The sequence below is a fragment of the Cerasicoccus maritimus genome, assembly GCA_031296935.1.
In the GTDB taxonomy this organism is placed as follows: Bacteria; Verrucomicrobiota; Verrucomicrobiia; order Opitutales; family Cerasicoccaceae; genus Cerasicoccus; species Cerasicoccus maritimus.
On record JAVDPD010000008.1, the window covers coordinates 70,591 to 85,371 of the forward strand.

At 52.8% G+C, this 14,781-nt stretch carries 14 protein-coding genes; 9 read left to right on the forward strand and 5 right to left on the reverse strand.

Annotation, left to right across the window (positions count from 1 at the left end; translation table 11 throughout):
- Window positions 1-42: 42 nt before the first annotated feature.
- The 6 genes from RBB62_RS07235 to RBB62_RS07260 all read left to right on the forward strand — a co-directional run bounded on the left by RBB62_RS07235 (window position 43) and on the right by RBB62_RS07260 (window position 5,248).
- Complete coding sequence (locus RBB62_RS07235) at window positions 43-1,044, forward strand: PIN/TRAM domain-containing protein (RefSeq protein WP_309398068.1); 1,002 nt, start codon at window positions 43-45, stop codon at window positions 1,042-1,044.
- Between the two features lie 82 nt (window positions 1,045-1,126).
- Window positions 1,127-1,441, forward strand: a complete 315-nt coding sequence (locus tag RBB62_RS07240) for a hypothetical protein (protein WP_309398069.1) — start codon at window positions 1,127-1,129, stop codon at window positions 1,439-1,441.
- Between the two features lie 32 nt (window positions 1,442-1,473).
- Complete coding sequence (locus tag RBB62_RS07245) at window positions 1,474-1,989, forward strand: hypothetical protein (protein WP_309398070.1); 516 nt, start codon at window positions 1,474-1,476, stop codon at window positions 1,987-1,989.
- A 60-nt stretch (window positions 1,990-2,049) separates the two neighbouring features.
- Complete coding sequence (locus RBB62_RS07250; RefSeq protein WP_309398071.1) at window positions 2,050-3,285, forward strand: response regulator; 1,236 nt, start codon at window positions 2,050-2,052, stop codon at window positions 3,283-3,285.
- A 123-nt stretch (window positions 3,286-3,408) separates the two neighbouring features.
- On the forward strand, window positions 3,409-4,767 hold the full coding sequence (locus RBB62_RS07255) for an ammonium transporter (protein WP_309398072.1): 1,359 nt from the start codon (window positions 3,409-3,411) through the stop codon (window positions 4,765-4,767).
- 142 nt (window positions 4,768-4,909) lie between these two features.
- Window positions 4,910-5,248 (forward strand): P-II family nitrogen regulator, encoded by a 339-nt coding sequence (locus RBB62_RS07260; protein WP_309398073.1) that lies wholly within the window; start codon window positions 4,910-4,912, stop codon window positions 5,246-5,248.
- A 4-nt stretch (window positions 5,249-5,252) separates the two neighbouring features.
- On the opposite strand, the gene RBB62_RS07265 is transcribed toward RBB62_RS07260, so the two are convergent.
- Both RBB62_RS07265 and RBB62_RS07270 read right to left on the reverse strand, forming a co-directional pair.
- Window positions 5,253-6,524 carry a hypothetical protein gene (locus tag RBB62_RS07265; RefSeq protein ID WP_309398074.1) on the reverse strand — a complete coding sequence of 424 codons (1,272 nt, stop codon included), beginning with the start codon at window positions 6,522-6,524 and terminating at the stop codon, window positions 5,253-5,255.
- Window positions 6,525-6,568: 44 nt separating this feature from the next.
- Window positions 6,569-6,871, reverse strand: a complete 303-nt coding sequence (locus tag RBB62_RS07270; RefSeq protein WP_309398075.1) for a Dabb family protein — start codon at window positions 6,869-6,871, stop codon at window positions 6,569-6,571.
- 97 nt (window positions 6,872-6,968) lie between these two features.
- Between RBB62_RS07270 and RBB62_RS07275 the strand changes: the two genes are divergently transcribed.
- The gene (locus RBB62_RS07275; protein WP_309398076.1) at window positions 6,969-7,583 is read left to right on the forward strand and encodes a hypothetical protein; all 615 of its coding nucleotides are present in this window, start codon (window positions 6,969-6,971) and stop codon (window positions 7,581-7,583) included.
- Here the strand turns inward: RBB62_RS07275 and RBB62_RS07280 are convergent.
- Complete coding sequence (locus tag RBB62_RS07280; protein ID WP_309398077.1) at window positions 7,580-8,728, reverse strand: type IV pilus twitching motility protein PilT; 1,149 nt, start codon at window positions 8,726-8,728, stop codon at window positions 7,580-7,582. The two genes, RBB62_RS07275 and RBB62_RS07280, sit on opposite strands and share 4 nt — an antisense overlap.
- A 138-nt stretch (window positions 8,729-8,866) precedes the next feature.
- Between RBB62_RS07280 and RBB62_RS07285 the strand changes: the two genes are divergently transcribed.
- Entirely contained in the window at window positions 8,867-9,289 is a 423-nt protein-coding gene (locus RBB62_RS07285; protein WP_309398078.1) for a diacylglycerol kinase, read from the forward strand.
- A gap of 662 nt (window positions 9,290-9,951) precedes the next feature.
- Window positions 9,952-10,758, forward strand: coding sequence for a hypothetical protein (locus RBB62_RS07290; RefSeq protein WP_309398079.1), 807 nt, complete (start codon window positions 9,952-9,954; stop codon window positions 10,756-10,758).
- A 672-nt stretch (window positions 10,759-11,430) separates the two neighbouring features.
- On the opposite strand, the gene RBB62_RS07295 is transcribed toward RBB62_RS07290, so the two are convergent.
- Both RBB62_RS07295 and RBB62_RS07300 read right to left on the reverse strand, forming a co-directional pair.
- Window positions 11,431-13,428, reverse strand: coding sequence for a hypothetical protein (locus tag RBB62_RS07295; protein ID WP_309398080.1), 1,998 nt, complete (start codon window positions 13,426-13,428; stop codon window positions 11,431-11,433).
- Window positions 13,425-14,675 carry a DUF3142 domain-containing protein gene (locus RBB62_RS07300; protein ID WP_309398081.1) on the reverse strand — a complete coding sequence of 417 codons (1,251 nt, stop codon included), beginning with the start codon at window positions 14,673-14,675 and terminating at the stop codon, window positions 13,425-13,427. Before RBB62_RS07300 ends, RBB62_RS07295 begins: the two co-directional genes overlap by 4 nt.
- Between the last annotated feature and the right edge of the window lie 106 nt (window positions 14,676-14,781).

Sequence of the window (14,781 nt, forward strand, 5' to 3'; positions counted from 1 at the left end):
ATGAAAATTCAGGCATGAATCGATTACCCCACGCAATTTCCATTGAATAAAACGCTATTAGTTGTTCGCGTCCTCTTCCTCTTCCTCTGTTTGGCTGGGGCTTATTTGCTATGGTATGCAGTCGGTTATGAAAATACCGAGAAGCTGCCTATATATTTGGTGGTTGGCGGGTTGATTGGCACACTCACTATCTTGATTGATTTGCTGCTGAAGGGGTTTTCCCTACGTGGGTTGACTGCAATTACTTTCGGCCTCGGAATGGGAGCAGTCGTCGCATTCCTAATATCCTCATCACCCTTATTGGAGAAGGGGGACGCTCAAGTCATCTACCTGGTGCGTTTAAGCCTGTTTGTCATCTGCATGTATTTGGGCTCAGTGATCGCCTTGCGAGGGCGAGATGATTTTAATCTGGTGATTCCCTACGTGCGTTTTGTGCCGCAAAAGGTGGATTCCGCAATCGTAGTGGTGGATACCAGTGCGTTGATTGATGGTCGCATCATTGGGATCATTCAAAGTCGCTTCTTGATTGCCGAGCTCGTGGTGCCGCGTTTTGTCTTGGACGAGCTCCAAAATATCGCAGATTCGGCTGATCCAGCCCGTCAAGCAAAAGGTCGTAAGGGGCTAGAGGTGCTGAATGAACTGCGTAAAATCCCCCATATACATTTTACGATTCATGAAAGTGAAATCGGCCGTGGCCAGCAAGTGGACGCCAAGTTGATATTTGTCGCTGAGTCCCTGAAGGCTAAATTGTTGACGACGGATTATAATTTGGCGCGTTTGGCGGAGTTTCAAGGCGTCGACTGGCTAAATATCACCGCATTGGCGAGAGCACTCAATCCAGATGTCGATGTAGGCGAGCAACTAAGGCTTTCTTTAGTGAAGACTGGGCGGGAGTCTGGGCAAGCAGTGGGCTACCTTGGCGACGGCTCTATGGTAGTGGTCAATGAAGCCGCTCACATGATTGGGCAAGAGGCCAGAGTTGAAGTGACCAGTGTTCTCCCCTCCGCAGGCGGAAAAATGGTTTTCGCCCGACTCTCACTCTAGGGTCGAATGTAGTTGTAAAAAAATTCCCGATTCTCCCTTTCTGGCACCAGAGGTGCTTTATCTGATGTGAAAGGGACACATTATGGGAATCACTGAAGATGCTTACGGGACGCCGCAATTTCCTGGCGTCATGGGACTTATCGAATGCGATGAGACTGGACAAGTGCTGCATGCCGAAGGGGAAGACCCGGAAGCTTTAGGGCATGTTCTGGTGTTTGTGCACCAAGTTGCTGACTTAATTGGCGAGTCCTTCGGCCTCGAGGGGCTGGAAGAAGGCCATATCATCGGTAAAAGCATGACGTCTGTCTGCGTGCCGCGCGGAAGCAGTGACCTTGGCGTCATGTTCGACAATAAAGCGAACATTTCCTCGATCCTCCCACAACTACTCGAGTCTTAATCTAATTTGCATGTCAACCCGAGGGCAGAGCCATGAGTGATAAGTTCGTAAAAAACATACTCGACGTTCCAGGCGTAGAAGGCGTTTGTGTTTTCGATAAAGACGGCGGTTTGATTGATAATCAATTGCCCGCTTACTTCATTGAAGACTTGTTTGACGACCTTGCCCGGCGAGTCATATCGCTGTATGACACAGTCGATGAAAACTTCATTCCTTGCGACGACTACTTGCTGAAATACAGTGAACGTTGGATCTTCCTCCGGCGTGGCAACGGTATTTTTCTGCTCATCTTCGCCGAAGCGAATGTTAATCGCGTGTCCCTGAAAATGGTGACGAACCTTGCGATTAAAAATATTAAATCTGCGTCTAAGGGCCTAGGAGCTACGCCTCGCGCAGTCACGCCTGCACCAGCTCCCAAAGCGCCCGCCGAGCCTGCCACGCCTGCCGCCGAGCCGGTTCCACCAGCTGCGCCCGAAGAACAGCCAGTTGGACGTAAACGTGTCGCACGTCCACGTCCTTCAAGATCCTATCGGGGATCATCCTACTAAAGTTACTTCCGCAATCCCACCTTTAGGTCAATGCGAGGCCTGAAGCACTTGATTGCCAACATGAACGATTCATTATTCTTAGTCCTTCCAGATGGCCGCTCACGTAGCCAACTATCACTGATCCTTCGCGAACTCGGCAGGCGAGTCGTTTCATGTGCGGATCCGGATGACGCTCTACGCCAAGCAATGGAGCAGGATTTTCCGGTTGCCATTGTTGATCGAGACTTGCCAGGCGTTAACGGCATCGAGTTCGTGCGTCAGATGGCTAAGAATTGTAAGAATACTCATGTTGTGCTTCTGAGTGACGAAGCAGACGCGAAGCACACCCCACCACGCGCGCAACTGGGCATTTCAGACATCATTTATCGGCCCTTTGTCCCTGGAAGCCTTATGTCGAAGATCGAAGGCCTCTGCAATGATGCGGGCATGAAGGCTAAGCCGGTAGTCGAACCCGGGCTGACCCGCGTCCCTTTTGCTTCAGTAGGCGCTAAAGGTGCATCTCGTGCGCCGAATCACTCCTATCAGTCGCTGAACTACAGTCCTAGCTTTATTGTTTCCAAGAGTAGTGTATCCCGACGTTTTCTGGGAAACCTGTGGAATGCCCGTAAGTTTAAGACGGCCATTCTCCTGACCGGAGAAGAAGGCTCGGAATTCGAACTCGTCGTTCGAGAATTGAACCAAGCAGCCGGTACTGCTGATGTCTACCCAGCGGTTCTTCAGGATCACGAAGTAACGCTGGATGCATTGGAATCGCTCAATGCTGCTGCGTTGCTGAATGATGGTCCGCCACGCATTGTTTACATCCCTCACATTGAGGTGCTGATGGATGAGCAGCGCAATAACCTGTTGGCATTCATTACCAAAAATAAAGCGAAGACTGGCCGTCACATACGCATAGTTGCAGGCAGTATCGTAAATTCCGACCTCTCCACGCCAGTTGTACAGAAGTTCCGTGATGAACTGGAGCAACACTGCGAGGCCAAGCTTGAATTATCGCCGCTCCGTGAACGTCAAATGGACATCCCATTGATGATTCGCAAAATTTTGTATGACCTGACTTCACTACACTCCTTTGTGCGCGCCCGAGAAGTGGAACCTGCTGCCCTCGATTACCTTTCGCAGTATGTTTGGAAGGGCAATTACGAACAACTGGTCACCGTCCTGCGTAGTGCGATTTCGAGCTGTCCATACCGCGCATTATCGCTTCACCAGGTGCAATCACTCCTGCACAACGACATTGCTGCGCTGCACCTGCTTGAGTCGGTGGCCGACGAAAACCTACTCCCCAACGACTGAATCTTACTAACCTAACAAAACATGACACCAATACTCAATCTAATGAATTGGAAGCGATTGATATGTTTACTCAGCATTTTCGCCGCTCCATTTTTCTCACTAACAGCTTTTGCGCAGGAAGTCATGCCAGATGACACTGCTGCGATGACTGAAGCTGTGGAAGAGGCGGCTGCAGAGGCTCCGTCTTACCTTTCACAAACGACTGGCGACATCTTGTGGCTCATTCTTGCCGCGGTTCTGGTCTTCTTTATGCAGGCTGGTTTCGCTATGGTAGAATCAGGCCTTACACGCGCCAAAAATGCCTGCAATATCATGATGAAGAACTTGCTGGACTTTAGCTTCGGTGCGATCGCCTTTCTGGCGATTGGTTATTCGCTGATGTATGGTGCTGGTGACGGATTCATCGGTTGGTCTCCGGAATATTTCTTCATGGAAGCCGCAATCGTATCTCCTGATAATGCGGAAGCTGCTTCGCTCGAGGCTGCCGGTTGGGTCTTCCAGGTGGTGTTTGCTGCCACTGCTGCCACCATCGCGTCGGGCGCTATGGCGGAACGCACGAAATTCGTTGGTTACGTCATGTATTCCATCATGATTACCGCGATTCTTTATCCGATCACTGGCCACTGGATCTGGAGTGGTGACGGCTGGCTCGGTGGCATGGGAATGCGAGATTTCGCGGGTTCAACGGTGGTGCACTCAGTTGGAGCATGGGCTGGCTTGGCTGGTGCAATGATTCTCGGCGCTCGCAAGGGTAAATTCTCTGAGGATGGTAAGCCGCTGCCGATTCCTGGGCACAATCTCCCTATGGCTACACTCGGTGGTTTCATTCTGTTCTTCGGCTGGTTCGGCTTCAATGCTGGTTCTACTTTAGCCGCTGTGGATGGCTTGTCCTATGTTGCTATGACCACGCTGCTGGCTGCCGCAGCCGGCACCTGCGGGGCGACGGTTACGACATGGGCTAAGTTTGGTAAGCCAGACCTCTCCATGGCGATCAACGGCTGCTTGGCTGGTCTGGTTTCCATCACCGCTCCTTGTGCTAGCGTATCTCCGCTCTCCTCGGTCATCATCGGCGCTATTGGTGGTGTGATCGTCGTGCTCTCGGTGCTCTTTGTTGAGCGCTCCCTCAAGATTGACGATCCAGTCGGCGCTGTTTCGGTCCACGGTGTCTGTGGTGCGTGGGGCACGCTCTCCATTGGCTTCTTTGGCAGCTCGGCTATCGACCAGGTTTTCTGGGATGCGGATACCTGTATCCAAAATGGTCTCTTCTACGGTGGCGGCGTTAGCCAACTCGGCATACAACTACTTGGTGTCGCCGCAGTTTTCGCCTTCACCTTCATCTGCTCCTACGGGATGTTCTTCGCAATCGACAAGATGGTCGGCCTGCGCGTGACTGCGGAGGAAGAACTCGAAGGCCTAGACCTTGGCGAACACGGCAACGAAGCCTACGCTGACTTCCAACAGTATGCTGACGAGCCTCTCTAAGCATGGCTTTATGAATTATTGAGCCCTATGCTTTGCTGGCAACTGACTACCTACTCATGTTGAACTATGCTTACTGATATCTAAACAATCAGGAGCGGTGGAGGTCTATACCTCCACTGCTTCAACTCCCCCAACAACAGTCATGAAACTGCTCACTGCGATCATTAAGCCATTTCGATTAGATGATGTTAAGAATGCCCTACAGCTTTCTGGGATCGAGGGCATGACTCTTGCCGAAGTGAAGGGCTTTGGCCGCCAAAATGGCCACACCGAAATCTACCGTGGTAACGAATATCGCGTTGATTTTCTACCCAAACTGATTCTCTACATTGCCGTTAAAGATGAGAGCGTCGATACCGCGATTAAAGCCGTTAGTGAGGCGGCGCGCACCGGAAAAATCGGTGATGGCAAAATCTTCGTTCAACCGCTGGAAAACGCTGTGCGCATCCGTACAAGCGAAGGAGGGCAGGGCGTCCTTTAGAGAATTACTGGTCAGCCTTCGGCGGGGAGAACATACTGTTCATTATTCCGGGATTGAATTCCACGGAGCTGATCCGAATTTCGGCTGTCTTCATGCCGTTCATGTATTGTGAGCGTAAATACGGGAAATATACGCCATCTACATTACGGTAGTCTTCATATGCAACGCGGTACTCATCTCCCTCCAGGCGTGTAACGACTTGGGCGAGTAAGTTGCTGCTCATGTCCTGATAGCATGTAATGCTAGGACGTCCAGCTTCATGGATTTTGTAGACATCGTAGGTCTTGTCTTTCAGCATGTCGCGTGTCAGCGAATCGGCGCTAAGAAGCATCGACTTGCGGTCCTTGGAATATTCACCAACTAGCAGGTATCTCTGTGGCGGAAGGTCGAAATCGGTATGTAAACGTAGCAGGTTAGTTGCCTGCTCACTCATTGTTTCCGTTGCGCTAGTTATGCCGTCGCGTCGCCATTCCTGCCAGGCGGTGCGTCCATCGTATCCCACAATATACCGTTCCTGCTCCGAAAGCTCATACACAATGCGATAGTAGTCAGGCCGTCGTCCAAACAAGCGAAACGGAATGACTTTTCCTCCGGTTTCTACGCTCCCTCGAATCGCCAAGGACGATAAACGCTTAATGCGCTCATAGCCTCCCATCGCCGCAGTATTATCTTCAATCTGAGCCACGGCTGGATTAGTCGTTGCTTGAGCACGACTCGCAGTTGGCCTCGAAACTAAAGATGCATCCTGCCCCTCTCTTTTTTCTGCATCAGCTTGTAGCTTATTCTGAGAGTTCAACTTCTGGGTAACGAGGTAAAAGGCCCCACTGATGCAGATTATCAATAATAAGCCGATGCCCAGAAAAGTTTTCCAACGATCCCAGATCGAGTCTCCCTCCAATGCGCTTTTCAATGACTCCGCACCTTCTTGAGTCGGTTCGATACCATCCGCTTCGTGGAGTAAGTTACGACCATGCTTCGGATCTTCAGCATGCTGAAACTCAGTCGTGGACTTGAGTAGTTTCTCTGACGACTCCTTGGCGGATTGCGATGATGACGCTTGTTTGGGGCGTGTATTTCCTATCGAAAAGCCCTCTATGGGCTGTCCCCGTGTAGGGGGGAAGGGCTGTTTAGGAGCAGGTGGCGCAGTCGGTCTTGGACGTGGTGGATTGGGCGCGGGCGCTTTGTTTTCGTCCTTCTGCACAAATTTCGAGGCCACCGTGCGCCGATCGCTTAAAGGCTTGCGATTCGTATCCTCGGGCTTCGAATTCTCACTCATTCAGTGAATACTATCACGTGTAGATGCTGGGTCAACGGGCTTTCCTAGGCGATACCGAAGTCGTATACGACGAAACGCTTCACAAATGGCTTTACTGACTCGTTGACGAATTTCAGGTGGTCCGGGTGAGACTGGTATGCGTCCGCAGTGGCTTGGTCAGCAAAATCCATCGAGATGGCGACAGCAAAACTGTCGTCAACAACACCGCGAGTGCTAGGTACCGGAGCCCCTGTGCGGAAATTCTCGCAACCCGGAATGTCGCCGAGTTCTTTCGCCGCCGCCAGAAGCTGGTCGCGGTTTTCGCCGTAGGGCTTATCTAGCCAAAATACAACAACGTGAGTAATCATGAGGCCAAAAGATGAAGCTTTGCTTCAATAAGGCAATCGCGGAAAGCAACGCATGTGCAGGATTGAATTTTAGTCCTGATAAGGGTATGCTATACGTATGGTTTCCGTTTCGCCTAGTCAGCAAAGCAATGTCGAGTTTGAAATCGCTTTGGAGCGGTCATCTCAGGTGACGGCTTCGCGGATGTTGCTGCTGGTTTTCTGGGGACTGATCATCGCCAAGTGTACGCTACTGCAATGGGCCATCATTACTCACGATCTTCCGATCAATGGCGGCATGTTCATCTGGCTGCCAACGTTTCTTTTTGGTGCGGTTTGCAGCTTCATTTATGGCAAGGTGACGCTGGAAGAATTCCATTGTACACCCATGACTAGCCGCTTAGTCCGGGGCATCTGGGCTGCGTGCATTGCTGCCATGACGTTGTTCGGCGTGGTGGCGGTGGGACTCGGAGGAATGGATCCGTATCTGCTGCCAGCGATTTACGCGGTCTTGCTCGGCGTCGGATTTTTCATCCAAGGCATGCTCGATCCAAAGCCATATTTGAAATTGGCTGCCATCGGTTGGTGGCTCGGCTCAATCTGGCTCTTCTTCCAGGCCAACGTAAACGCGCTGCTATGGCTTTCGGCTATGATCATAGTCTTGCAGGTGATCCCGACCACGCTGCTGTTCTGGCAGGAAAAACGCCGACTAAGCGCCACTAAGCAACGCGCTTAGAGGCGATCAGCGATTTCCTCGCGGTTGGCGTAGGCAATGGCGTTTTCGGGCGTAATCTTGCCTTCGTTGACGAGATCCAGCAACGCCTGCTCCATGGTGAGCATCCCTTCGGAGCCTTTGGTTTCCATGGTTGAGTAAAGCTGGTGTATCTTGCCGCTGCGGATCAAGTTGCCGACGCCAGAAACATTGCGCAGCACCTCCATCGCCACCACGCGCCCCTGACCGCTAGCCAGAGGCACCAGCTTTTGGCTGACAACCGTGCGCAGGTTCATGGAAAGCTGTGTGGTGAGCTCACGCTCGCGGCCGGTCGGGAACATATCGATCAAGCGCGTCACCGAGCCAATGGCGTCACGGGTGTGCACCGTGGAGAATACGAGGTGACCCGTTTCTGCGGCGCTGATGGCGAGCGCGGCTGTTTCGACATCGCGTATCTCACCCACAAAGATTAGGTCCGGGTCTTCACGCAGGGCGCTGCGCAAACCGCGGGCGAAGGACTCGACGTGCACGCCGACTTCACGTTGGGAAATCATGGCCTGCTTACTCTCGTAGAGGTATTCGATCGGGTCTTCGAGTGTAATGATGCGGTCGGCGCGCGTCTCGTTGATGTAGTTCAGAATCGAAGAAATGGTTGTCGACTTACCGCTGCCGGTAATGCCGGAAATCAAGACGAGGCCCTGCTTCAGGTTGACGAGGTCTTCCCAGATGTCATCGTAGGGGAAGCCGACACGCTCAATGCTAGGCGGCTTTGGCGGCAGCATACGCATGGTGGCGGCGGGGCCGTGACGGTCCATGAATACATTGAGGCGGAAATTATAGGTTTCTTCGTCGCCGACAAACTCATAGCCGCAGTCGATGTCGACCGGGCCACCAGCCTGAACATCCGCAATGCGATCCGGCACCAACAGCGGAAAAATTAACCCTTCGAATGCCTCCTTGGTCAGGGCTTCACCTCCCGGAATGGACACCAGGCCAGAGTCCAATCGGTAGCGAATCGGCTCACCAACCTTGAAGTGGTAGTCGGAGATGCGAGGCAGACCATCGACCATGTATTCGGGGTCCGTAATGCTGTGCAAAAGGTCACTGATACTGAACAGATGTCCGCCGGCGTTGTAAACTTTGGTGTGAGGGTCTCTAAGGTGTTCCATAGCTAACGCGTTTAAGGTGTGGGGTTTCTATCACGTCACAAGCTCAATTGCATTCGCTAATGTTACGAATTCATTCCGGCGCCTAATAGATTTGCAAAAATAACGCACATCCTATCACTATTAGCTTTTCGTTTTATCATGTTGCAGGAAAATCATAACGTTACTGAAGTTCGCGACGATAAGTCACGCGGAGGACTTAAACGCATCTGGAATGCAATGTTCTACTCTTTCGAGGGTATTGCCTCCAGCCTGAAGCATGAATCCGCCTTCCGGCAGGAAATGCTGCTTGCGGTGATATTAATTCCGACGGCGATCATCCTGCCCGTGGGACTTCTCGGCAAAGCGCTGATGATAGGCTCTATTTTCCTCGTGCTCATCGTTGAGCTCATCAACTCCGCGCTCGAATGGACAGTGGACTATATCTCACAGGAAACACACCCCTTCGCTAAACGCGCGAAGGATATGGGCAGCGGCGCAGTGTTCTTCGCACTGCTGAATGTCGCAGTCATGTGGGGCCTCGTCATCACTGAAGCTGTCCGCAGCGGACAGATCAATTTTTGAGGTAGAAAAGAAGATTAAAGGAGGATCGGCGTGGTTGGCTAGGTAGCAGTTTGAGCTTATGGCATGGTTATCAGCTTTACTGGTTGCAAAGGCCACTTGGTTCTAGAGAACCCCAATAAGCGTTCCTAAATCAGAGATAGGGAGTGGCTTGGTTTGGGGTTTTGACAAGGAATAAAGGTCTGAACTGTGTCCAGATGGTGCTCCAAAACGTATGTATCGTCTATCGTGTTCTGAATGCGCGGTTCCTCCCCGCGGGGAGGAAGTGTTACGCTTGTTCTTGAACGGTATCGGATCTCTGCTGGAAGCTGAGGGCACTATAAGTAAAAGTGCCAAAGATGACCAGATATCACAACCATGACACGCTAACCGATGAAGCAATCAATTTTCTTTTGGAAATGCCCTTGCCGAAGGCCTTCTTCGCGTGGCCGAGATGGCTCCTGAACGCCGCGCTGCGATTTAAAACGTAGCGGCCGGCCCTTTAATGTCTTTTCTCAATTTAACCGAGAAAGGGGATGATCTATATCAGCTATGTTGATTTTGAAGAAACGGCCTAAGATAGCTAAGCTGATATATCAGTAGGAATTTTATAGTTGACTGTCACTCCGGTTTTTGATGGCATCTATGAAAAATTCACCTCAATCCCCCAACCATATAACTAAAAAATGAAAGTATATACTCGTTCATTCATTGCCTTCGCACTTGCATCAACGCTGACGGCAACCTCACACGGCACTACGCTGGTCAGTGGCTTCGAAAGCAACGCTGATGGAGCTTTAGTCGGGCAACTTTCACCTGAGGGTCAAACCTGGGTCGAATCCGATGCTACAACACCGATACTAAATGTCAGCAGTGGAGAAGTGTCTTTTGGAGCCACTGGTCAAGATGCTAGCGTGTCCCTCGGAAGCTCTTTTAGTGACACGACAATATATTTTGGTTTCACACTGACAATGACTGCTGCAAATGCTAACGCAGGTGGGGATTTTTTTGCCTCGCTTGGATCTAGCACTACAGGCTCAGGGTCAGTTACAGCAGCTAGGCTTTACGCAACCAGCAGCGGAGCAACGACCGGTGACTACTTTCTAGGTGGGCGCACTGCTGCTCTTGGTGGCCAAACTTTTGGTACGGGAGAGTTGGATTACGGAACTCCTTACAGAGTCGTTATGGCTTATACCGCAGCGGACGGAACTGGAACTGCTGGCTACAATATCTACCTAGATCCGACAAGTGAAATTGAAGGTAATAACATTACCTATGTATCCTATACCAGAACAGGAAGCACTGGCTTAAATGATGTAGGGAGCTTTTCCATTCGTCAAATAGGTGGCAACGCTGGTGGGATTTCCGATCTCGTCGTAGCGACTACATTTGAGGAAGCCGCTGCTATCCCCGAAGTATCTACCCTGTCAGCCTTCTTGGGCGTGTCTGCTCTGTCATTAGCTATTCTGCGCCGACGTTGTAAGAATTCATAAGGGTCCCTCAATTATCTTGGATGGTTTCCTCCTAATGAATTAGTTTTGGCAAATTAGATTCGGTGGTGTTGCGTAATAGCAGCATTAACAGCAATGGACGAAACGACTTTCAGTCGTTTCGTCCACGTTGTTGGAGGAGGATTGCAAACGTCCGGTGCTCGCCATGTTATCGCGGAGTGTGGTCTGACAGGTATGCCCCCTGTTCTTCCTGTAGCCCTCAGCATTCTGTCGGATTTGATCGCGCTGCTGGTCTGAAATTGATTTGTTGTTGTGATGGTTGATCGTGTGGACTTGATCACTTTCAAAGTAAAGCGATGTGAGCGGGCAAGTCGCAGTATCCTCCGCGGATGATTCTGCGGCTACTGATTAACAGTTACAGTCACGGATTGTTCGGTTCCCATCGGATCTAGCGTGCGACCTACCGTTACGTTTGCGTGCGCAAAATCCACGAACAAGGCCAAGCCGCACACCGAACCACCGACACTAAAAAATAACCAATAGACCACGCAGCTACCAACTGCCCGGCTGGCATAGCTTCTAAAAGAAAACTGTCAAGGCCGACAGGCTGCTAGCATCTGGCTATCCCGGGAGGACTCCACTACACAACTAAGAACATCGATCTGGCAGCCTGAATGGTCGCTCGACGATTTTATCAATAATCTGGCGTTGAAACTAACTTTCAAACGGGGCGCTGGAGACTTCTATCTCTTTAGGAAACCAATGGAGCTTGGCGGCCTGCTTGCCCAGCTCGGTCTCCGGGCAACGCACGACGAGCTGCTTGTAAAAACGATCGGCGGCGTAGGGGTCGCGGTATTTTATCCATGAGCCGGCGATGCAATAAATGAGCGCGGCGTTTTCGTCGTTGTTGGGCAGGAGACCGGCGGCGAGCTCAGCGAGCTGCGCCGCGCGGTAGCGGTAGTGAAAGCGCTGGTCGGGCTTGGTGGCACTACGCCCGACTCGTTCTTCTTCTTCGAAGCTTGGCGCGTTGATCTCGTAGCCCACTTCGTTGCGTTGCTCATCACGCTCGGAGATCGCGTGGGGCCAGCCGTAGTGTCCGCCGCTCCAGGCAAAGTCGGGATCGAGCTCCGTGCCGAACAAGATCATGCCAGATTCGCGCATGATCTGCGCGGCGGCCCAGTAATTTTGCGCTCGGGTGAGGGCGTCGCTCTCAGCTTCGCTCGCGAGTTGCATCGCGGCAATATAAGCTTCGGCTTGGGCGCGGGTATCGGCTGGAAAAATGGGCAGCGCGGCTTGGAATTTTGCTTCGCGCATCAAACGGCGGGCAATTACCTGGCGAGGGTCGGCATCGTATTCGTTTTCCGGCTCGGCGCTCTTGGGCATGAACAGCGCCCACTCCTGAACTTCCTCCAAAGTCATGACGCGTTCCAGCACGTAAACGAGATCCAGCCAGCTCCGCGCGTTGGCAAAGCTGTCGGCGGCTTGCGCGTAGTTCTTCTGTTTTAAATAGAGAAGGCCCAGCTCGCCCCAGGCATGGCGGGTGTCGATGCGGTCCCAGTCCGGTTGCTCGTTGCCGGTGTTGCGGAGTAGCTCGACCAGCAGGGTGCGGCCTTCATCGATCTGCCCATCGCGGAGGAAAAGCTTACTGCGGACCCAGAGCGCCAGCGCGTCGTTGGCATCGGCGTAGGCGAGCCAGTGGCGCGTGGCCGAGATGTTGTTCTGTTGATACTCCAAGAGCGCAAAGCGGCCGGCCTCGGAAACGGTGATTTCCTTCGGACTAGGCAGGGCATTGAGCAGTCGTGTGCGACGCGCCTGTTTTTTGGGGACTTCGTAGCCGGTGAGTAAGTCAGCGGTCAAGACGGCGCGGACCTGCGCTTGCTTCACCCATTCGGCAAATTGCTCATCGCTGCAAGTCTGCCAAATTCTACCGGCCGTGTATTGTAGACTGACTGCGGCATTCCAGTAGCCGGAGGACGACTGTGCGAGGTAGAGCTCGATGGCGCGGGGGTAATTTTCCTCTTGCAGCGCAAGTTGTGCCTCACGGCCGTAGCTGGCGGCCGCAAGGCCGTCGGGGTCGTCGAGGCCTTGATTGGCGGTTTCGCGTACCAAGCGCCAGGCCGATGCACTGGGTTCCGTCTTGGCCAGCATGAAGGCTGCGCGGACAGACTGATGCTCGCGCTCTTTGATGGGCAGCTCCAACAAGGCCTGCCATTCGCGGCGAGCAGCGACGTTGTCATTCAAATAATAATAGCGCGCGCCATTCAGGTAGAGGCGGAATTCATCGGGCAAAGCCGCTGGCGGGGCTTCTTTGCGGAGGTGCTGTAGCGGGTTGGCAGCGACTGCGTCCGCTGGCGGATAGTATGCGCGGTAGGGTGGGGTGTCGCGTTCGGCCTTGGCGTTGTTGAGCAGCAGGCGGTAGCGTTGATAGGCACCGAGTATTTGCGTGCGCTCTTGTTCGGGAACGCCTTTGGATTGAAGGGTGGTCAGCAGGGCCTCAGTCGCATTGGGGGCCTGGTCTTCCACGAGCACGGCGGCGAAGGCGGGATCAGCTGGCAGGACATGCTCTAACTCCTGAATGAAACCGATGCGCGGCGAGTCGAAGAAAACTCTGTCATTACGGACGACGTAGGGCGTGGGAATCCATGGTCCGCAGGCAAGTGCGGCGATTGGCGCGAGTGTGGAAAGGGCGGCGGTAAATAGAAATGCTTTCATTGGATGATGGAAAGTTGGAGTGGCGTCTCAGTGTCGAAGCGAATCCAGCCGAGGGTCCAGCGCTCGCCTTGAGCAAGCGTTGGGCAATCAACTGGGCGACTCCAGGTGAGCGCCTTGTTGGTTGGTTGAGTGACGGTGAAATTACGCTGGCCGTCCCAAGCAAGGGCATCCGCTTGTTTCCACTGCACACAGATGCCTGCGGGCGGTTGGTTGGCGATGGGGGAGGTATGTGTAAGCTGGATTTCCACGAGACCGTTGGGCTGTGGAACAGCCTGGATTTGCCATTCGGGAAGAGCGACGTCGCCCTGCATAACGGCACGCCAGGTGGCGGCATCCCAATTCAGGCGTTCGTCAGGGGAAGGCAGGCGATACCAGATGACGCCTTGGCAATGTTCGGGCCTGGTTGCCTGAAGCGAGTTGATCAGCTGCGCCATTTCGACAGGGTCTGCGCTTAGCTCCTCGACGGTCAAATTGAAGTCTGTCTGCAGTGGCTCATTCTCGGCATCGACGCGGACTAGTTTGCCAGTGGAATCGAATGATAGTTGATAGCCATAGGTGGGCAAGGCGAGGTGAAAGGGGTGCCCGATTTCGCTAGCCTGCTGAGCCCATTGCAGCGTTTGCTTTGCATCGCAAAGTTTAAAAGCTTTATGAGGCAAAGTTGGGCGTTGAATACTGTGCGCCTGCAAAACGTAGTGATCCGCTGCCTGCACAAGAGCGGCAAAGTCGTCCGGGCTGGACATCCACGTTGGCAGGGTCGTGATGGAGAGCGGGACGCCATCCAATACGGGGCGCAATTGCTCCAACCAAGCTTGATAGCCACGCAGCTTGCGGGTCGCGCAGTCGAAATCAATTTCGATGGCGGCAGGCTGTAATCCTTGTTGGCGCGCGTGTTTCAGCGTTTCGCCGACGGCGTGCAACAAGGTTTGTGTGGTTGATGCGTCAGGGGTGAATGGACCGGGGTAATTGCCAACGCGAATCGCCAGCGTGACTGGGACTTGAGCTTGCTTGAGTGCAACTGCATCGAATTTAATTTGCGTGACTTGGTCGCCGCGGGAAGAGGGGGTAATCTCGGCGGCTAGAACCGTGTAGCCGGAAAGTAAGTTGGCGTGTTCACAAATGGATTGAGTGAGCTCAGTGCTCCACTGTCGGCGCCAAATGTAAGCCTCGTGCGCTATGGGAGCTGCAAAGGTGAGTGTGGTATTTAATAGAGTTAAAAGATAAATTAGGGCTATTCGTAATGTTGGCATGGCGCGTTGTTACGAACTTTGACTGCGCTGCCCGCAGAACATTCAAAGATATTTTGCTTTGGTTGAACTTTTCTCGGAGAAGCAGAAGAATTCTGGAAATCCGTCA